This window comes from Nostoc sp. UCD121, from assembly GCF_014222285.1.
Taxonomy (GTDB): Bacteria; Cyanobacteriota; Cyanobacteriia; order Cyanobacteriales; family Nostocaceae; genus Nostoc.
In genome coordinates this window covers 1-18,927 of the sequence record NZ_JACKZS010000011.1, presented here as the reverse complement: position 1 = coordinate 18,927, position 18,927 = coordinate 1, and the positions used below count along the sequence as shown (strand labels likewise).

At 41.1% G+C, this 18,927-nt stretch carries 14 protein-coding genes and 1 pseudogene; 7 read left to right on the top strand and 8 right to left on the bottom strand.

Going from position 1 to position 18,927, the window contains the following annotated elements:
• Positions 1-276: 276 nt before the first annotated feature.
• A complete protein-coding gene (locus GNF10_RS04135; protein WP_185584722.1) occupies positions 277-999 on the bottom strand; it encodes an NnrU family protein in 723 nt (240 codons plus the stop codon).
• Between the two features lie 212 nt (positions 1,000-1,211).
• Between GNF10_RS04135 and GNF10_RS04130 the strand changes: the two genes are divergently transcribed.
• From GNF10_RS04130 to GNF10_RS04110, 5 genes are all read left to right on the top strand, one after another.
• Entirely contained in the window at positions 1,212-2,225 is a 1,014-nt protein-coding gene (locus tag GNF10_RS04130) for a LysR family transcriptional regulator (protein ID WP_185584723.1), read from the top strand.
• 311 nt (positions 2,226-2,536) lie between these two features.
• Positions 2,537-3,934: a serine/threonine-protein kinase gene (locus GNF10_RS04125; protein ID WP_185584724.1), complete on the top strand. Its 1,398-nt coding sequence runs from the start codon at positions 2,537-2,539 to the stop codon at positions 3,932-3,934.
• Positions 3,935-3,962: 28 nt separating this feature from the next.
• Complete coding sequence (locus GNF10_RS04120; protein ID WP_185584725.1) at positions 3,963-5,006, top strand: PstS family phosphate ABC transporter substrate-binding protein; 1,044 nt, start codon at positions 3,963-3,965, stop codon at positions 5,004-5,006.
• Positions 5,007-5,063: 57 nt separating this feature from the next.
• Complete coding sequence (locus GNF10_RS04115; RefSeq protein ID WP_185584726.1) at positions 5,064-6,464, top strand: ABC transporter substrate-binding protein; 1,401 nt, start codon at positions 5,064-5,066, stop codon at positions 6,462-6,464.
• Positions 6,465-6,736: 272 nt separating this feature from the next.
• Positions 6,737-7,783, top strand: a complete 1,047-nt coding sequence (locus GNF10_RS04110; RefSeq protein WP_185581020.1) for a PstS family phosphate ABC transporter substrate-binding protein — start codon at positions 6,737-6,739, stop codon at positions 7,781-7,783.
• A gap of 54 nt (positions 7,784-7,837) precedes the next feature.
• Here the strand turns inward: GNF10_RS04110 and GNF10_RS04105 are convergent, their stop codons facing one another.
• Complete coding sequence (locus tag GNF10_RS04105; RefSeq protein WP_012412419.1) at positions 7,838-8,557, bottom strand: Crp/Fnr family transcriptional regulator; 720 nt, start codon at positions 8,555-8,557, stop codon at positions 7,838-7,840.
• Between the two features lie 311 nt (positions 8,558-8,868).
• Between GNF10_RS04105 and GNF10_RS04100 the strand changes: the two genes are divergently transcribed.
• Entirely contained in the window at positions 8,869-9,831 is a 963-nt protein-coding gene (locus tag GNF10_RS04100) for a DALR anticodon-binding domain-containing protein (protein WP_185591949.1), read from the top strand.
• Between the two features lie 180 nt (positions 9,832-10,011).
• Here the strand turns inward: GNF10_RS04100 and GNF10_RS04095 are convergent, their stop codons facing one another.
• Together GNF10_RS04095 and GNF10_RS04090 are read right to left on the bottom strand one after the other, a co-directional pair.
• Positions 10,012-10,863 (bottom strand): Cof-type HAD-IIB family hydrolase, encoded by an 852-nt coding sequence (locus GNF10_RS04095; protein ID WP_185581876.1) that lies wholly within the window; start codon positions 10,861-10,863, stop codon positions 10,012-10,014.
• Positions 10,864-11,149: 286 nt separating this feature from the next.
• Complete coding sequence (locus GNF10_RS04090) at positions 11,150-11,848, bottom strand: choice-of-anchor E domain-containing protein (protein ID WP_185580927.1); 699 nt, start codon at positions 11,846-11,848, stop codon at positions 11,150-11,152.
• A 550-nt stretch (positions 11,849-12,398) separates the two neighbouring features.
• Between GNF10_RS04090 and polA the strand changes: the two genes are divergently transcribed.
• Entirely contained in the window at positions 12,399-15,335 is a 2,937-nt protein-coding gene (gene polA / locus GNF10_RS04085) for a DNA polymerase I (RefSeq protein ID WP_185580926.1), read from the top strand.
• A 217-nt stretch (positions 15,336-15,552) separates the two neighbouring features.
• On the opposite strand, the gene psb27 is transcribed toward polA, so the two are convergent.
• The 4 genes and pseudogenes from psb27 to GNF10_RS04065 all read right to left on the bottom strand — a co-directional run.
• The gene (psb27, locus tag GNF10_RS04080; protein WP_175586534.1) at positions 15,553-15,957 is read right to left on the bottom strand and encodes a photosystem II protein Psb27; all 405 of its coding nucleotides are present in this window, start codon (positions 15,955-15,957) and stop codon (positions 15,553-15,555) included.
• A gap of 616 nt (positions 15,958-16,573) precedes the next feature.
• Positions 16,574-17,272 carry a phosphatase PAP2 family protein gene (locus tag GNF10_RS04075; RefSeq protein ID WP_185580925.1) on the bottom strand — a complete coding sequence of 233 codons (699 nt, stop codon included), beginning with the start codon at positions 17,270-17,272 and terminating at the stop codon, positions 16,574-16,576.
• A gap of 147 nt (positions 17,273-17,419) precedes the next feature.
• On the bottom strand, positions 17,420-18,562 hold the full coding sequence (gene cofH, locus GNF10_RS04070; RefSeq protein WP_185580924.1) for a 7,8-didemethyl-8-hydroxy-5-deazariboflavin synthase subunit CofH: 1,143 nt from the start codon (positions 18,560-18,562) through the stop codon (positions 17,420-17,422).
• Between the two features lie 44 nt (positions 18,563-18,606).
• Positions 18,607-18,927, bottom strand: a pseudogene (locus GNF10_RS04065) (hypothetical protein); the annotation flags it as partial.

Below are 18,927 nucleotides of genomic sequence, written 5' to 3'. Positions count from 1 at the left end.
GTGTTGATGTGTCTCTGACGTAAAAAGCCACTGCGACTCTCACCGTGGCTTTTTCGGATGTTAGACTCCTGATTGCTTTGTCCGCCTGGGATTTGCCTGAATCTGCTACTGACTCCCAAGGAAAGACAACGGGTCTTCAACTACCAATATAAAATCTTAAGCCGACTAAACGCACCCCCACTGATAGATGTTTGAATTTATCCTACATTGATTCGGGGCAATTGATAAGCGGAAATTCCAATCTATTTGGGATTTTCTGCTGACACTGGGGATCGCTTAAATTTCCCATCTTATTCTACCAGTTGCTTCCATCAACAGAGGGTGCGACCACCAAAGCAAAGCGATAAAAATAGCAACTCCCAAATAGGAAGGGCGGAGAAATTCCTGCCATAAGATAGATTGACGGCCGTCAATAATTGCCTTAAAGGGAATAATTGAAGTTCGTTGTTTGGCATTTTCAAAGGCTTCTCCATAGCGATCGCTCAAACGGCGATCCCCATGCCAAACCCCAAACAAGTGATGCAACACCAATCCAATGGAAGTCACAAGGGTAAAGGTAGTACCCAGCCACAGAGTATGAGCAACACACCAGATTATTTGTCCTACCATCTGGGGATGACGGGTAATTCGAATAATTCCTGTTTCGTAGAGATGAACTTGGGGCTTTTGAATAGCAGCAATTTCTAGTAGATTGAAGGTAGCAGGATATAAAAACAAAAACGAGATTGCTGACAGCAGCCAAACAAATTCTCGTACTCCTGGCACTCCTTGTACCTGCCAAAGTTGCAAACCATCATAGCGGTGCCCAAAAAAGTAAATAATTAATATCACAGCCAACGGGAGGCTGACTAATGCAAACAAAATGCGATAAAGCCTTGGGCCAATATACTTTTCTGCCCAAGGACGCAAAGCAGCGCCTCCACTGTGAGCGATCGCAAAAACTATTTGTAACCCCAGTATGACAAAATGACTGGGTGTCAACCAAGAAATCAGCAACATATAGACGGGTGAAGTAATTTAAAGAAAATTGAATTCAGTACAACCAATACCACAAAGTATTCCAAAGGAGACTTTAGTCAAGATGTTGTGCTACTGTCCTTTTCGAGTCAAGTCTTCAAGTTTAATATGCAACAAATCAGACGCGGCTGATTGCTGCCAAAGTTTATTTGTTGTGTGCATCCGCTCCTTTCAATGTTTGTGGGTTGAGCCTTATGTCTGACCTTCCTTTCACTTTAGATCAGTTACGGATTTTAAAAGCGATCGCACAAGAAGGAAGCTTCAAACGTGCCGCCGATAGTCTTTATGTCTCACAGCCTGCCGTCAGCTTACAAGTCCAAAATCTTGAACGGCAGCTAGATGTCCCTTTATTCGACCGTGGAGGACGACGTGCCCAATTAACTGAAGCAGGACATCTACTTCTAAATTACGGTGAAAAAATCCTCAGTCTGTGTCAAGAAACCTGCCGCGCCATTGAGGATTTACAAAATCTCCAAGGTGGTACGTTAATTGTCGGTGCTTCTCAAACCACCGGCACTTATCTTTTGCCCAGAATGATCGGGATGTTCCGACAAAAATATCCAGATGTGGCAGTGCAATTACACGTTCACTCTACCCGGCGGACTGCTTGGAGTGTCGCTAATGGACAAGTTGATCTGGCAATAATCGGCGGTGAAATTCCTGGTGAACTATCAGAATCTTTGGAAGTTCTTTCTTACGCAGAAGATGAACTAGCGCTGATTTTACCTGTCTTTCACCCCTTTGCTAAACTTGAAACAATCCAAAAAGAAGACCTATATAAATTACAATTCATTGCCCTAGATTCCCAATCGACCATCCGCAAAGTGATTGACCAAGTGCTAGGACGCTGTGAAATTGATACCAGACGTTTTAAGGTTGAAATGGAACTAAATTCCATTGAAGCAATTAAGAATGCCGTGCAATCTGGTTTAGGGGCTGCTTTTGTTTCAACAAGTGCGATCGCTAAAGAGTTACAAATGGGTGTTCTGCACCGTACCCCTATTGAAGGGGTAGTCGTCAAACGGACGCTATGGTTGATTTTTAATCCCAATCGCTATAGATCCAAGGCCGCAGAAGCCTTTAGTCAAGAAATTTTGCCCCAGTTTGCTAACCCTGGATGGAGTCAAGATGTGTTAAAGTTGACACAAAAAAACATCGTATTAACTACATTGGATATAGCAATACCCGCCTCCTCTGGCGAAGACTAAAATCTAGTAACACAATTTTGGATTTTAAATTTAAGATTTTGGATTGTTCCCATAGGAAAAGTGGAGCTTGAGATCATGAAATTATTTGATTCATCTCCACGAATTAATTCAAGGGTATGAAGCCAAGCTTTTAGATTTTGGATGGGAAATTTTTCCTTAAATCCAAAATCTAAAATCTAAAATTGGTAAGGTTATTAGTCCTTTGTTTTTTGTAAATGACCAATACTTCTCTACGAGACGCTACGCGTAGCTTGCTTCTCCGAAGGAGTACGACTACGCTCAGTACAAGTGACTAATGACTAATCACAAAAATGGAAGTTTACTGTACTCGTCCACGTTGCCCGCGCCCACAAAACTATTTTGCTGATTTAGACGATATTACGACCCTGAAAACAACGCAGCAAAAATACTGTACTACGTGTGGTATGCCACTGCTATTAGATGGTCGATATGTACCTACGAAGTTGCTGGGAAGGGGCGGGTTTGGAGCGGCATTTTTGGCACGCGATCGCCGCATCCCAGGAATGCGTCAATGCGTGGTTAAGCAGTTTCAACCAGTGGGTAATTTAACCTTAACTCAACTGCAACAAGCGCAGATAATGTTTGAGAGAGAGGCAGACGTTCTAGCACAACTTGGTAACGATCACGAACAAATTCCTGACCTGTTTGCCTTTTTCCCAGTGATAGTTAATAGTTCGCAATCAGGACAGGAAGACCAATTTTTTTACTTAGTACAAGAATATATTGATGGGCAAAATTTAGAAGAAGAATTAGTTCAACAGGGCAAATTTTCTGAACACCAAGTCTTAGAGGTGCTGCAAGAAATCCTGAAGGTGCTAAAGTTTGTCCACGAGCGAGGCATTATCCACAGAGATATTAAACCTTCTAACATCATGCGCCGTCGTGATGGGAAACTTTTTCTATTAGATTTTGGCGCAGTTAAGCAAGTAACAAATGTTGCACTAGGAGCTGCTTCTTCCACAGGAATTTATTCTATGGGATTTGCACCACCTGAACAGATGTCTGGAGGGCAAGTATTCCCATCTACAGACTTATACGCTTTAGCTGTCACTATTATTACGTTGTTAACAAATCAAGAAGCAATTCAACTATTTGATGCCTATAGAAACCAGTGGAAATGGCGCGAACAAGTGAGTGTCAATCCTCGCCTTGCTGACATTTTAGATAAGATGCTGCTACCTGCTGCTAACCAGCGTTTTCTGTCGGCGCAGGAAGTTCTTGATACACTTTATTCACAGTTTCTAGCTGCGACACAACTTAATTCACCTTCTCTAACACTTCCGCCACAATCACCTCAACTTTCTCATCCCGTCGTCTCCCAGCGTCCAGCAACTCAATTAGCATTTTCTATAGTGGAATTATTGGGCGGGGCGGCATTTAGTGGATTTGAGGGCGCATTAATAGCGATCTCCCTCTTCAGTCTAGTACAATCATTAATAGTTACTTTAAGCGTGACATCTGTAATTTTGGGAATACTGGTATTTGCCCAAACTAAGCGTTGGATTGAAAAGTTCGATTTATTAATTATTCCAATAATTACTCTTGCAATTATTTTTTTTATCCCATTTTTACAGGGAGCACTTCAGATTCAGGGAGTGATTATTTTATCAGTTGCAGCCGCTTTGGTAGCAATTTCACTAACAGCCATATTTCGACTTATTTATAAATTATTATCTCTCATACTCTAAAAAAACTAATGGTGTTAACAGCCACAAAATGTCTCAGAAAAACGAAACACTTAGCCTTTTCTTAGCCGTTGTCATCACCATTGGTTTAATCTTTGGTGGCTTATGGTTTTTTATGGAACGGTGGGCGCAACTAAATGGGACTGTTGCTAAACCTTCGGAGACTGGTAATACAGATAACTCCGTAAATAAGCTTGTCAATAAATGTAACGTGTCCAACCTCCCAAAGGGGACATTCAACTATGGTGGTAGCACAACCTGGGCAACCATCCGTAAAGATGTAGATTCTTCACTGCAAAGCCAGTGTCCTCGGTTTAGCTTACGCTACACTCAACCTCCATCAGGTCAAGCAGGATCTGGAACTGGTATTCGGATGTTGATAGACAATCAATTAGCTTTTTCTCAATCTTCTCGCTCAGTTAAAGCTGAAGAAAATGCCGAAGCTCAACAAAAAGGGTTCAGTCTGAAAGAAATTCCAGTGGCGATTGATGGAATTGCGATCGCAGTTAACCACAATCTTACTATCCCTGGTTTAACTGTCGCCCAACTCAAAGACATCTACACAGGCAAAATTACTAATTGGCAACAGGTGGGTGGGCCAAATTTACCAATTACAGCTTACTCTCGTAGCGAAGAAGCTGGGGGTACAGTAGAATTCTTTGTCGAAAATGTTCTAAATAAAGAAAAGTTTGGTGCCAATATTAGTTATGTTGACACGACCACTGAAGCAGTACGAAAAGTAGCTGCAAATCCTGGGGGAATTTACTATGCTTCTGCCCCAGAGGTTGTACCTCAGTGTATTATTAAACCCATACCACTGGGACGCACAACTAGTCAATTTGTGCCTCCTTACCAAGAACCATTTGTAACTCCATCTCAATGTCCTAATAAACGTAATCAATTGAATAGTCAGGCATTTCGTAGTGGAGATTATGCAATTACCCGCAATTTATTTGTAATTGTTAAACAGAATGGCCAAGCAGATCAGCAAGCAGGCGTTGCTTATGCAGATTGGCTGCTGACACCTCAGAGTCAAGACCTGATCGAAAAGACTGGATTTGTCAGAATTAAATAAACAAAACAGTCAGATTTAGCCAAATAATAAACATTTCTATTTTATGAAAATTTGTTCATGTCACAAAAGAATGAAACCAAAATTTTAGCCTTGGCTCTGTTGCTGACAGTTGGCATAGTTGGCGGTGGTGTGTGGTGGTTTACTAATGGCTCTGGAGCCAAAATAGGTAATACCATCATTCCAGGTTCAGAACCAGCTAACAATCCATCCCTACAAGACCGAATTAGTTTTGGGGACAAAACTTTGACTCCAGGTGCGGTTTCTGCTGCAAAAAAAGAAGGAGTCCAGGCGATGGCTGCGAAAAGTTATGATAAAGCGATCGCTAATTTCACAGATTCCCTAAAACTCAACCGTAACGATCCAGAAGCACTGATCTTTCTTAATAACGCCCGCATCGGTTCTTCCAAGAGTTACACCATTGTAGCTTCTGTACCAATAAGCACTGATCCCAATGCTTCTTTAGAAATTTTACGTGGCATCGCTCAAGCCCAAAATGAAATTAATACCTCTGGGGGAGCCAAAGGAGTACTGTTGCGGGTAGGCATAGCTAACGACGACGACAATCCAGAAATAGCAAAGCAAATCGCTTCTAGCCTAGTCAGCAATTCAGAAGTATTAGGTGTAGTTGGGCCCGTCACTAGCGATTCTACTTTAGCCGCAGGTACTATTTATACTTCTGGACAGCTTGTAGCAATTTCCCCTACCAGTACATCTGTCAAAATTTCTAACTTTAGCCGCTACGTTTTTCGCACGGTTCCCAGTGATTTTATGGCTGCGAGAAGTTTAGCCAACTATATGGTCAGAACTTTGCAGAAAAAAAATGCAGTGGTTTTCTTTAATTCACAAAGCAACTATAGCCAGTCCTTAAAGTCGGAGTTTGTTTCATCTGTTTCCCTAGAAGGTGGACAGGTATCCAGCGAATTTGATTTATCCAAGGCGGATTTTAGTGCAGCTAAAAGTATAGAAGAAGCAACTAAACAAGGTGCAGAAGTGTTGATGTTAGCTGCTAACACAGAAACTCTCGATAAAGCGCTGCAAGTAATTCAGATTAATCAAAAGAAGTTAACTCTGCTGGCAGGAGATGATGTTTATACCGCCAAAACTTTAGAGATTGGTAGAGAACAAGCTGTGGGGATGCTAGTGGCAGTTCCCTGGCATATTGACGGCGATCTTAAGTCAGATTTTCCCCAGAAATCTCGGCAGCTATGGGGTGGTGATGTGAGTTGGCGAAGCGCTCTCAGCTATGATGCTACAGTGGCTTTGATTGCCGCATTAAAACGCAATCCCACACGTTCTGGAGTTCAACAAGCACTCTTTTCTTCTGACTTCTCTGCCACCGGCGCTTCTGGTACAATTCGGTTTTTAGCATCAGGCGATCGCAATGCGCCAGTCCAACTTGTAAAAATTGTTCCTGGTTCTCGCTCTCGCACAGGTTATGACTTTGAGCCAGTACGTTAATCAGCAATAAAAAATTAAAAATTAACCAATAGTTAACCTAAAAAAGCTCTCAAGATGAGAAATTGAGCTTTATAGGGAAAAATTTTAAGATCAACTAACAGAAGTAACAAATAATTCAAAGGAAATTTACTATATCTAGAACCCTAAAATAATCAGAAGTTAGGATTTGTCATAATTCACTAACAAAACACCCGTCCTGCCAATACAATCTCAAGTAGCAAGCACCTATTAAATTAAGCACTTATATTGAATGGACGTGCGGGTAATTTACTATGTCTCAAAAAAATGAAACGACTATTCTTGTTTTATCCATCCTAATCACGGCCGGACTAATAGCTGGCGGTTTTTGGTGGTTTAGTAGAAAGTCTGGTGTTGAGCTAAATACAATTAATTCTGGTAGCACCAAAACGCCCCAAACTGGCTCAGAACAACCTAGTGGCAATACTTTCACTTCAGTAAAGGATGTTCCTACAGGATTATTTAATTACGGAGGCAGTACATCATGGGCACCGATTCGCTTGGTAGTTGATTCACCAATTCAAGCGGCGCGACCAGAATTTCGGCTGCGTTATGTAGAACCCAGTAATGCATCTCCTGGTTCTGGTACTGGCATCCAGTCACTGATAGACGGTCAACTAGCCTTTACCCAGTCTTCCCGACCAGTTCTCGATCAGGAATTAAGCCGCGCCCAGCAGCGTGGATTCACTTTAAAACAGATTCCTGTAGCTATTGATGGTTTAGCAGTTGCAGTCAACCCTAACCTCAACATTTCAGGACTGACGGTAGACCAATTAAAGTCAATTTACACAGGCAAAATCAATAATTGGAGCCAGGTGGGTGGCCCCAATATCCAGATCAAGCCCTATTCTCGACGCATTGCTGATGGCGGTACTGTAGAACTTTTTGTCCAAGACATCTTGGGTGGTCAAGCTTTTAGCCCCAATGTGGAATTTGTCTCCACAACCACCCAAGCCTTGCAAAAATTGGCTGGTAGTTCTGGTGGTATCTATTACGCTTCTGCCCCAGAAGTGATTCCTCAATGTTCAATCAAACCCTTACCGTTGGGGCGAACACAAGGGCAATATATTGCTCCTTACCAAGAAACATTTGTCCTCCCGTCTGAATGTCCTGGTAAACGGAACAAATTGAATATTGAGGCTTTCCAATCAGGAAAATACCCGATTACCCGCAATCTGTTTGTGGTGGTCAAACAGAATGGTCAGACTGAGCAGCAAGCAGGTGTCGCTTACGCCAACTTACTGCTGACTGAGCAGGGACAGGAATTGATTACCCAAGCTGGATTTGTCAAAATTCGCTGACACCTGGGATTACACTCAGGCAGAGTGGCGGAAATCGCCGCTCTGAACTCTGCTTTAACCAGCTCTATTAATCGATTCTGCTGGCAAACAAATTAAATTATCCCCTTGGGTGAGGATTAAGCCGCGTTGACGCAGCTTACCCATCAAGCGGGTGACGGTGACACGGGTCGAACCAATCGCGCTACCAATTTGGGCATGGGTGAGGGGGAAAGGCAGACAATAGCCGCGAATCACATCAGGATCGGTGTCGCTCATTGCTGGCTCTCCATATTCCTCAATTAACAATGTGAGAAATCCTAAGAGTCGATCAATTGTACGGCGTTGTCCCAAGGCACTCAGCCACAGTAGCTTACGCTGGTGCTGATACCTAAAGGCATCCATAACTTCACGACGGAAGTGAGGCCAGTTGTCTAGGTCATGCCAGTACATCCACAGCACCGCAGTTTGGTCAACATGGGCGTAAGCCTGGAGTGTAAATGGCGACTGAGCAACAATTTCAAATGGCTGTCCCGCTCCCACAAAACCCAAGAACGCTTCTTCTGGGGTTCTGTTGATTCGTCGAGACGTTAGTTGACTAGCTGTTGCACTAACTTGGGCGGTTCCTACCATGCGGATCGCACCCCTTTGCACCAAATATAGCAATCCAGGCCGGGCTGGAATGCGCTCATCTTTGCTAAAGGTACGGCATCGATAGTGTTCTTGAGCCCAGTCAAGAATTCGTTGCCAAGTTAAGAAAGGCCGTGATGCCTCAGAAAAGGAGGATGGAGATTGCATAGGTAACAAAGAGCGTTCGGCTGAAGACAAAGACGTGATCAAAAGGTGCAAGGAGTGTCTTTGTGTTGACGAGGCAGGCTTAACGCCTAACAGCGCCAGCCAATCCAAAGAATAGAAAGCAAATTACTCTCTACTCTTTTGTTATACTTCCTACTGTACAATGATGGTAGTAAAGTTTACTTACTATTCATCGATTATTCATCAAATTTTATCCTCTTCTCATTTTTCTTCATCTAAATTCAATTTATACCGCAAGATAGATGACAGAAAAGTAACAAATATATCTTACATGGCTGTTTAAATAATATTACGTGCATTATAAATTACCAGTTAGCAAATATAAGTCAATCAAGCAGTTATTGTACGGTTATTTAATAAAATCACTAAGCATTGATACTTATAATGCAGAAAATGGATGCATAAAAGATAAAAAAAATCTTCTACATAAAGATAGAGATGAAAATAGAGTTTTATATACCTCAAGTGTGGCTCTGCAACTGTCAAAATCTCAGAATCGAAAAGCTATGGAGCTTGCTAGTGCGATCGCATCTGATTTATCAAGGACTTGTGGTGACGTTTTTAGCATCCAAATTGTTCCCCCTGGCTGGATACATTTTGAATTGACTCACTCGACCTTAGCGACTTGGTTACAAAGTCTCGTAGTCGGGAGTTCGGGGGAAGAGGGGGAGATGGAAGTGGGAAGAGGGCAGGGGAGCAGGGAGCAGGGAGCAGGGGGGAAAGAGGTAATTTTTAATTCTCTCCCTTGCCCCCTGCCCCTTGCCCCTCTACCTTTTGTGCCCAATGCCCAATGCCCAATGCCCAATTTGTTTGCTGTTCAGCACGCCCATGCACGTTGCTGTTCGCTGGTATTGCTGGCTCACCGACAGGGATTGATTAAACTTAAACAACCTGTTACAAATACTAGTCAAGGTTTTTGGGATGTTATTTCTCCTAACCCTCTACCTTGGCTCAACGGTGATGAAACATTACGACTAAATCATCCAGGTGAGCGTCGTTTAATTGCCGAGTTAATACAAGTAGTAGACAACATAGAGTCCCCTGATATTAACGGTTCTGTGAAATGGGAAAAATTAGCGCTGAATTTGAGTCAAGCTTTTGAAGACTTCTGGTCTAATTGCCGGATTTGGGGTGAGGTGAAAGTTACATTACCAGAGTTAGCACAAGCTAGAATCGGATTACTTATGGCTACTAAGTCAGTATTAAGATACGTACTAGAGGAAAACTTGGGTGTTTTTGCGCCCTTGGAGTTATAAATCGGTAATGTCGCTTAGGCACAAATAAAAACTTTTATAATAGCTATTGACTCAATGCATCACCTCGGCTACATTAGCAGGTGTGTGAGGAGCGAACCAGCTAGGGCACCGAGACGAAACACGGCCAGTCGTCGGTGTCCTTTCTGATTTATAGGGTTTAGGCTTGAAAAAGTGTCCTCATTACAGCAAAAACTTTTCAATTGCTACTGCTGCTCCGTCTTCCTCTACACTAGGAGCTACCCACTGCGCGATCGCTTGGACTCCTTCGGGTGCATTACCCATAGCTACACCAAGTCCAACAGACTCTAGCATTTCTACATCATTGAAGTTATCACCAATCGCCATAACGTTGGCTATCTCTAATCCCAGTAATTCTTCGGCTAGGTAACGCACAGCAGTTCCCTTATTCACAGAGGCATTAGTTGCTTCAAAAAAGGTAGCGACAGATGTTGTGAGATAAAGTTCAGCAGGTGTATACTGGCGGCGCAAATTCCCCAATAACCGATCGATTAAATCTATGTCATCAGACAAAGCGAGAATTTTTGTCGGTTCATTTGTTAAGGTTTGGCGCAAATCACCAACGGGAATCGGAGTAATACCAGAACGTTCTGCATAAATTTGGGTTTCTCTGGTTATTTCACGGACGTATAGCTGATCGTTAATGTAAAAGTGGACAGATAGGAGCGATCGCAACTCAGGCTGTTCAAAATAGTTGAGTAGCTGGTGGGCCATTTCGCTGGAAACAGCCCAATGGCGATGAATTTGTTGGGTGTTCGGGTCTTGAATCCAGGCTCCCTGATAAGCCATTAATGGTAAGGTAGAGCCGATGTCTTGATGAAAGCGCAAGGCTGAACGATACATTCTACCTGTAGCGATCGCCACTGGAATTCCTCGTGCTTGCGCTGCAACAATAGCTTGCTTTACACCTGCGCTGATGGTGTTAGAGTGTCCTGCGATCGTGCCGTCTATATCCAAAACTAGTAGTTTAATGTCTTTTGCAGCAGCCTGATAATCGGTAGATCCTTTCTGCATAATTTCCTAGATTTTAAATTCCAGTAAGAGGTTAACAGGAGTGGGAAACATTAGCAAAAATTGGGTTCTATAGTCAACCTAATTTTTATAACATAATGATGCGGAATGACACGATTATAGATTGCTATAGTATTTTTAAATATGGTTCAAAATTTATCAAAATTCTGGATAATAATCATAACAAAAAACCCCAATTTTTGAAAAAATTGGGGTTTTTAATTTAAATTAAAGAGCCTGACGGATAGATAGGATGGAAAAAACACTTATTCAAGAAAGTCTATGAATTTTACCCTTTGATCCAGCTTTTTTTGCGTTGTGACAACAGACAAAGCCCAGCGATTAAAGCAACTCCAAGTGTGGCAGAGGGTTCAGGTATCGATTTAACATCATCGTAGTCATAAGTTACTTTGATATTTGTTTTGGCAAGCGTTTGAACATAAGATGCTATGTTGCCTGAACCTGAAATTACTGAGTTGGCTGTAGCTGAGAACAAAAAGTCTATGTTGCTATTACCAATGAAAGACTGCAATAATTGGGTATTCGTGAAAGACTGAGTACCAGATTGTGTGGCAGTTAGTCCAGAAACAGTCTTTCCAGATGTACCACCAAAATCAATGCTGTTGTCAAATTGACCAACTTCGTAACTGAAGCTATTTTGTGGATTGAGCGCAAACAGAGACTGATTATTTAATTTTAAGGTGAGTTGACTGGCAAGATTTACTGTCACCTGACTTGAAGTATTACCTGTGTTTTCAAAACCTGCATTTCCAAGTATATCGCCAGTAAATCCTATCGTTACACCCTTAAGAGTGCCTAAAGATGAGTTAAATTGTTGGATGCTCAGAGGTGCATCAACGATATTTGTCAATTTATAATCAATCGAACTACTGTACGAGAGAGAAGCTGCATTAGCTGCGCTAGATGTTGCAACTATTCCTGCCAAAGTTGTGGCAGCCGCCAGAGTGTTCAATAATTTTGTTTTCATGATGAAAGATTTTTTCTAAAACGAATCATTATGGGATTACTCACTTATTTCTAACTCTGAAACTTTACTTGTAGGCTTGATAAATACACGTAAATTTATGTAAAGCTTTTATATTCGAGTCCTGCGGAAAATATACTTATTGATTGGTACATATAAAGTTTAATTAAGGAAGAGAGGCTTTGATAGTGGTAGTCTGATGGCGAAATACTAAGCTAGTGTTTGTTGGTTCCTGAGAAGTAAGCTAGGTCTATCGAATTAAACATAAAGCGCTCAGGAGTATAGATCCCCGATTTCTGCTAAGAAGTTGGGGATTTGGTTACTATCTGGTTAGTATGTTGATACTCACGTACTTAATTAGGGTAGTATACCTGGCAAAAGTTGCTTCTACTGGGCTTCAGTACTAAAACTGCAAATGCGTAGACATTTAGATGTCTAAAATAATACGCAAATTAATTTGCACTCAAAAAGTGCGCTATTGTCGCCAAAACCAAGTTAAACAAGCATCTGAAATTGCTAACTATGTGACAAAGCTTCTGGCTAAAATAGGGCTATGTCTGAAACTTTCACTTCTGTAACTGCAACACGCCCCACGTTCATCCTTGTAGATGGACACTCCCTCGCTTATCGTTCATACTTTGCTTTCGCCAAAGGGCGAGATGGAGGACTGCGTACTAAAGCAGGGATTCCTACGAGTATATGTTTTGGTTTTGTGAAGTGCTTGCTGGAGGTAATGGCAACACAACAGCCTCAAGCAATGGCGATCGCTTTTGATTTGGGTGAGGCCACTTTTCGCCACGAAGCTGACGAAACTTATAAAGCCGATCGCAAAGAAACGCCAGAAGACTTCATTCCCGACTTAGAAAACCTGCATGAGTTGCTGAATGGCTTCAATCTACCAATTTTTACTGCCCCTGGTTTCGAGGCGGATGATGTTTTAGGAACCTTAGCGCAGCGAGTAACTGCGGCTGGGTATAGGGTGAAGATTTTAACTGGCGATCGCGATTTATTTCAACTGATCGACTCTGACAAAAAAATCACTGTTCTGAATTTTAGTCCAGATGCCATAAAACGCTCTACAAATAGCATTACGGAATTTGAAGCAGAACAAGTCAAAGAGAAGATGGGCGTTTTACCTTCACAAATTATCGATTTCAAAGCTCTTTGTGGTGATAAATCAGATAATATTCCTGGAGTTAAAGGGATTGGAGAAAAAACAGCAGTACAACTGCTAAATACCTATGGTTCCCTTGACAATATTTATGCTGCATTAGATGAAATTAAAGGCGCAACTCAGAAAAAACTGGCAAGTGGTAAAGAAGATGCCGATAAGTCTCGTTATTTGGCAACCATAGTTTTAGATGTCCCTATAGAAATTAATTTAGAAGATTGCAAATTAAAAGGATTTGATACAAGCGTCTTATCCCCCATTTTAGAAAAGTTAGAATTCAAGTCCTTTTTAGGGAAAATCAACGATCTTCAACAACGTTTTGGTGGCAAACTTGAAGAAAAGCAAGAAGCCAAAACAGACATAACTGATGCTAACTCAGAATTGAGAGATGATGGAGATAATGATTTGTGGTTTTTCAGTGCTAGTGATACAGCAGCAGTTCCACAAAAATCTATTTCTCCTATTACACCACGCATCATCAACACTGAAGCCAAACTAACTGAGTTAGTAAAACTTTTGCAAACATTCACCACCCCAGATATTCCCGTTGCTTGGGATACTGAAACTACCGCTTTAGAACCAAGAGATGCTGAGTTAGTAGGAATTGGTTGCTGTTGGGGAATGCAACCAGATGAGGTAGCTTATATTCCTCTGGGGCATAAAACTGGAGAAAATTTGCATAAAGATTTGGTGCTAGAAGCATTACGCCCAATTCTTGAAAGCGCTGATTATCCGAAAGCTTTACAGAATGCTAAATTTGATCGCCTAGTTTTAAAGTGTCAAGGGATTAATTTAGCAGGAGTAGTGTTTGATCCCATGCTGGCAAGTTACATTCTAAATCCAGACTCAAGTCATAATTTGATGGATTTAGGGCAGCGATATTTGGGATTGATAGCAAAAAGTTACTTAGATTTAGTTCCTAAAGGCAAAACCATTGCTGATATAGATATTCCCTCTGTTGCAGATTACTGCGGTATGGATGCTTATTCTACCTTTGGCTTAGTACCGAAATTGCGTGAGGAACTGGAGCAAATTCCAACTTTGTCTAAGCTATTAGTGGAAATGGAACAGCCACTAGAAGCGGTTTTAGCCCTAATGGAATACACGGGTGTTCGCATTAATTCAGCTTATTTAAAAGAACTTTCGCAGCATTTAGAAACGGAGTTAGCCAGGTTAAAAGAGGAAGCAACTGAAATAGCTGGGGAAAATTTTAACTTGGGTTCTCCTAAGCAATTGAGCCAAATATTGTTTGAAAAGTTGGGGTTAAGTACCAAACATTCTCGTAGAATTCAAACGGGCTTCTCTACAGACGCAGCCACACTCGAAAAACTCCAAGAAGATGATAAAAGTGGTTTTGTTGAGGCGATCATTGAGTATCGCACTCTATCTAAATTAAAGTCTACTTATGTTGATGCCTTACCTGCATTGGTGCGTCCAGATACCCAGAGGGTGCATACTGATTTTAATCAAGCAGCAACATCAACTGGTAGGTTATCTTCTTCTAATCCAAATTTACAAAATATCCCCATTCGTACAGCTTTTAGTCGCCAAATTCGGAAGGCGTTTTTGCCTGAAGCTGGTTGGTTAATGGTAGCTGCTGATTACTCACAAATTGAATTGCGGATTTTGGCTCATTTGAGTCAAGAGCCAATATTAGTGCAAGCATATCAGCAAAATGAAGATGTTCACACCGTTACCGCACGGTTAGTATTTGAAAAAGAAAATATAACCTCAGAAGAACGAGGAATAGCAAAAACTATCAATTTTGGCGTGATTTATGGAATGGGTTCTCTAAGATTTTCGCGCTCAACTGGGATAGATAAGAACATTGCCAACGAGTTCATTAAGCGGTTTAATGAACGATATCCTAGAGTTTTTGCATATTTGGAGCAAGTAAAAAAAGAAGCGATCGCTCTGGGTTATGTAGAAACTATTCTCGGTCGTCGTCGTTACTTTGATTTTACTAATAATAGTTTACGTAGATTAAAAGGCAGCAATCCAGAAGATATTGATCTGAGTAAATTGAAGAATTTGGGCCCTTATGATGCGGGTTTATTACGCTCGGCGGCTAATGCACCAATTCAAGGTTCTAACGCTGATATTATCAAAATTGCAATGGTAAGACTGCATGAGGTTCTGAAGAACTATCAGGCGCGTTTATTGTTGCAAGTTCACGATGAATTAGTGTTTGAAATTCCCCCTGATGAGTGGAAAGAATTACAACCGCAAATTAAGTCGGTGATGGAAAATGCAGTTCAGTTGAGCGTGCCGTTGCTGGTAGAGGCGCGTGTCGGTGAAAATTGGATGGATACAAAGTAAGTTGAATTTGGGACTGCGGATTTAGACAATTTTTAGTGAAAAATTTAAAAGGTAATCAAGAGTCAAAACTTTTGACTCTTGATTCTTGATCATTGAATAGATAATAAGCTGTTTCACATTTAAATTGCATAAGCTAGGCGGGCTTTTCGGCCTAACCCACAAGAGTTATATTTAATTTGGTTATGCAAATTAGATGTTTTTTCGCTTAGTCTAAAAGTTAACCGCCACGCTTTAGCGCCGCCTCAACCTGCTGTAATTCCTTCTCTAAACGATTTTTGAGTTTTTCGGGTACGGGACGATTTGGGTAAGAACTGTAGTGTCCAGCCAGGGAATTAAGGGCTGTCCGCATGGTTGTAAAGGAACCAAGACCAGAAACAGAGTTAACTCGCTGATAGCGAGCCGAAAAGTCATTAATTTTCTGACGCGCTTCTGCTTGAACTGCTGTTTTGTCTGATGAATCTTGTGATAGATTCAGAGCCTGTCTCATCACATTGACCACAGCTAAGGTATCTTGGCGATAATCCCCAGTCAAACTATCTGGACTGCCAGAACAGCCCATTAAGCCGATAGACACAACCAAAACCAGCGCAAGCAAACGCGACCAATAGCGCTTCATATGCATTAATTAAAAGAATACGTAAATCAACGTCCATCCTATCTTGGATTGGTAACTTGGGGATCAATTGAATGAGGAGTAGGAAGTTGGTAAGGGCTATTTCATTGCCTAAAAGGCGTTCATTTACAAGCATCTTGGGCAAAAAATTAGATGATTAAAAAATCTGATTGGATAATTATCATAGTCATGGCTTCTCTACCAGACGCTACGCGCATAGTTTGCTTCGCTGCCTTAGTACAGCAACACACTTAAATTTAGTTGTTGAGGCGGTAGTTTTTCGATTACCAACTGGGTGCAGATTTCTCGCTTAGACTCTTGACAAAAATCCTGTGGCAGTTGGTGAGTATGGATTTCAATCGCCGATTCGACGAAATCCTCAGAAGGGATAATGCTCTCGTTATGGGCTTACTACCTAGAGTGAGAGCAACAGTTTTCAGTCTATGGAAAATAGTAAGTCGATCGGCGCAATTAAAGCTAACTGGTAAAGGCTGTCATTTGTCCTTTGTCATTGGTCATTAGTAAAGACTTTTAGCATATTTACGTTTCGTAATATACTTGGGTTTTTCCGTGCTAACTTACTTAGCTTGTGAGTTAGATTTATAGAATGAGAGGTTAAGACTATTTAATCAACTGACTTTCCTTGCCTTAATCTCTGCAATTTCAGCATCGTAATACATATCATTAGCCACAAAAAGCCGACTCCATAACCTGCAATTATGTCTGTGGGCCAATGGACTCCTAAATATAAGCGGCTAATACCAATAGCAGCAATTAAAATAAGTGTCAAACTGTAAATCAACTTGGCAAAACGAGGATAATGAGTTGCCAATTCGTGAGCAATAAAACCATAAAGCACCATAGAGCCAAGTGCATGACCGCTAGGAAAACTAAAAGATTTTTCAGAAATTAATTGATGCCAGAGTTCCGGGCGAGGTTTAGAAAAAAATAACTTTAGCCCTGTATTTAAAATGAATCCTCCCAGGCAAGCAAGTATAAAAAATCTTGCTTCTTCTCGATAGCGTCGCCACCAAAGTAATAATAGATTAACGCCGACAACGATGATTACTGTAGTAGGATTACCAAGATTTGTAATAAACAGCATTAAATTATCTAAATTTGGATTGGCAAACTGATGTAGCCATAACAGAAAAGTAGTATCAAATCTAAAAGCATCTCGCTCTAAAACCTCTTCAGCCAGTTGTGCTAAAACAAAAAGGATGAGAAGACAACTAGTAAGTCCAACAATACCAATTGTTGCAATTAAGGGAGCCAAACGAGGATGTATATGACGTAACCAGAAGTTAGAAATTTTTCGAATCATACTTTAATATCATTTTTTTTGCTGTGCCTCTGGGGTTAATAAGTAATTTATTTAACCCCAGAGGTGCAGAAAACACAAAGTAAAGAGATTGGAAAGGAATTTTTTAACTAAAATTTTTATCTACCTTGAAAGGGCTAATCCTAACTCTTAAATCCTAACTTTTTGATAAAGAGTCTCGCGTTGTTGGTAAGGTCGCCCTAAAGAAGCGATCGCAGTTTTTAAAGTTTCCACTTCCATACATGTACCACCCAAAGCACCCGCCATTGTAGTGATATGCTCCTCCATCAAAGTACCCCCGATATCGTTGCAACCCCAAAGTAAGGCTTCGGTTGCACCTGCAAGCCCCAGTTTTACCCAACTCTGCTGATGGTTGGGAATCCAATTACCCAAGTAAATCCGTGCCACAGCGCCTAGCAGCAGCGCATCGCTTAAAACTGGTTGATCGCGTCCAACACGGCGACGTAAGGGTTTGGGTGCTTCTTGACCAACGAAGGGTAATAAAATAAACTCTGTGATCTTTGCAGGATATCCCCGATCGATGGCGGTTTGTTGGAGCGATCGCAATTTTTCTAAATGTCCGATTTGCTGCTCATGGGTTTCAATATGCCCAGATAACATGGTGCTGGTGGTATGTAAGCCTAATTTATGAGCGGTGCTGACAATTTCTAGCCAAGTTGCTGTATTAATCTTTTCTGGACACAATATCCGCCTTACTTCATCGTCTAATACTTCTGCTGCTGTTCCTGGCATTGAACCAACACCAGCATCGCGCAAAGCAATAATCACATCAGCATACTCAAGCCCATCAAGTCTGGCGATAAATTCCACTTCTTGCGGGGAAAAAGCATGGAGATGAATCTGCGGAAATTCCTGTTTGATGGTTTCCACTACCTTGAGATAGTAGGGTAAAGATTTACCATTTATCAGCGCTTGTGGATTTAACCCACCCTGCATACAGATTTCCGTCGCACCTCGTTGCACTGCATCTGTCGCTTTTTCTAAAATTTGCGCCGAATCTAACCAGTATGCACCAGCATCACCTTCATCTCTACGAAATGCACAAAAACTACAATGCTGCTCACAAATATTAGTAAAGTTGATATTACGGTTAATTATGTATGTAACCGTATCGCCTGCTTGAGTGTGGCGGAGTGTGTCAGATGTAGCACGGATTGCTGCGATCGCTTCTGGTTCTGTTTGTTGTAACAATATCACTCCCTCTTCAGGAGATAAGTCGTACCCCATCAAGGCACGCTCAAGAATTTTTTCCACAGAAATTTTCGTTAACATTATTTTCTCAGTAAATCGTAAATTTAAGATCCAGTAATAAAATTCTACTTAATAAATATACCAACGTCTGAAGAACCCCATGCTCGAAGATAAGTTTTACCTTTAAAATTAATCTCTTGATATTTATTATTTTTACTTTTTTTAGTTTCCATTGAAATAATCCCACAAGGTTCAAAATCTTTATAAGAATCTTCTTTTTCTAAAACTGCTGAATTATTATTTACATTGATATGTTGAATTTTAACTATTTCTTGATTATTTTGCCGCAAAAGTACCCAAAAAGGATATTCCCAAGGGTCATTTCCCATTGATAGCCCAATATTAGAGCATTTCTTTGAATTTAAAAACTCAACTGCTCCTATATA

Coding starts and splice junctions, on each gene's coding strand:
- GNF10_RS04110 (WP_185581020.1), top strand. CDS start 6,737: ATGTCTCAAAAAAATGAAACGACTATTCTTGTTTTATCCATCCTAATC.
- cofH (WP_185580924.1), bottom strand. CDS start 18,562: ATGTTAACGAAAATTTCTGTGGAAAAAATTCTTGAGCGTGCCTTGATG.
- GNF10_RS04125 (WP_185584724.1), top strand. CDS start 2,537: ATGGAAGTTTACTGTACTCGTCCACGTTGCCCGCGCCCACAAAACTAT.
- polA (WP_185580926.1), top strand. CDS start 12,399: ATGTCTGAAACTTTCACTTCTGTAACTGCAACACGCCCCACGTTCATC.
- GNF10_RS04090 (WP_185580927.1), bottom strand. CDS start 11,848: ATGAAAACAAAATTATTGAACACTCTGGCGGCTGCCACAACTTTGGCA.
- GNF10_RS04095 (WP_185581876.1), bottom strand. CDS start 10,863: ATGCAGAAAGGATCTACCGATTATCAGGCTGCTGCAAAAGACATTAAA.
- GNF10_RS04135 (WP_185584722.1), bottom strand. CDS start 999: ATGTTGCTGATTTCTTGGTTGACACCCAGTCATTTTGTCATACTGGGG.
- GNF10_RS04120 (WP_185584725.1), top strand. CDS start 3,963: ATGTCTCAGAAAAACGAAACACTTAGCCTTTTCTTAGCCGTTGTCATC.
- GNF10_RS04115 (WP_185584726.1), top strand. CDS start 5,064: ATGTCACAAAAGAATGAAACCAAAATTTTAGCCTTGGCTCTGTTGCTG.
- GNF10_RS04105 (WP_012412419.1), bottom strand. CDS start 8,557: ATGCAATCTCCATCCTCCTTTTCTGAGGCATCACGGCCTTTCTTAACT.
- GNF10_RS04130 (WP_185584723.1), top strand. CDS start 1,212: ATGTCTGACCTTCCTTTCACTTTAGATCAGTTACGGATTTTAAAAGCG.
- GNF10_RS04075 (WP_185580925.1), bottom strand. CDS start 17,272: ATGATTCGAAAAATTTCTAACTTCTGGTTACGTCATATACATCCTCGT.
- psb27 (WP_175586534.1), bottom strand. CDS start 15,957: ATGCATATGAAGCGCTATTGGTCGCGTTTGCTTGCGCTGGTTTTGGTT.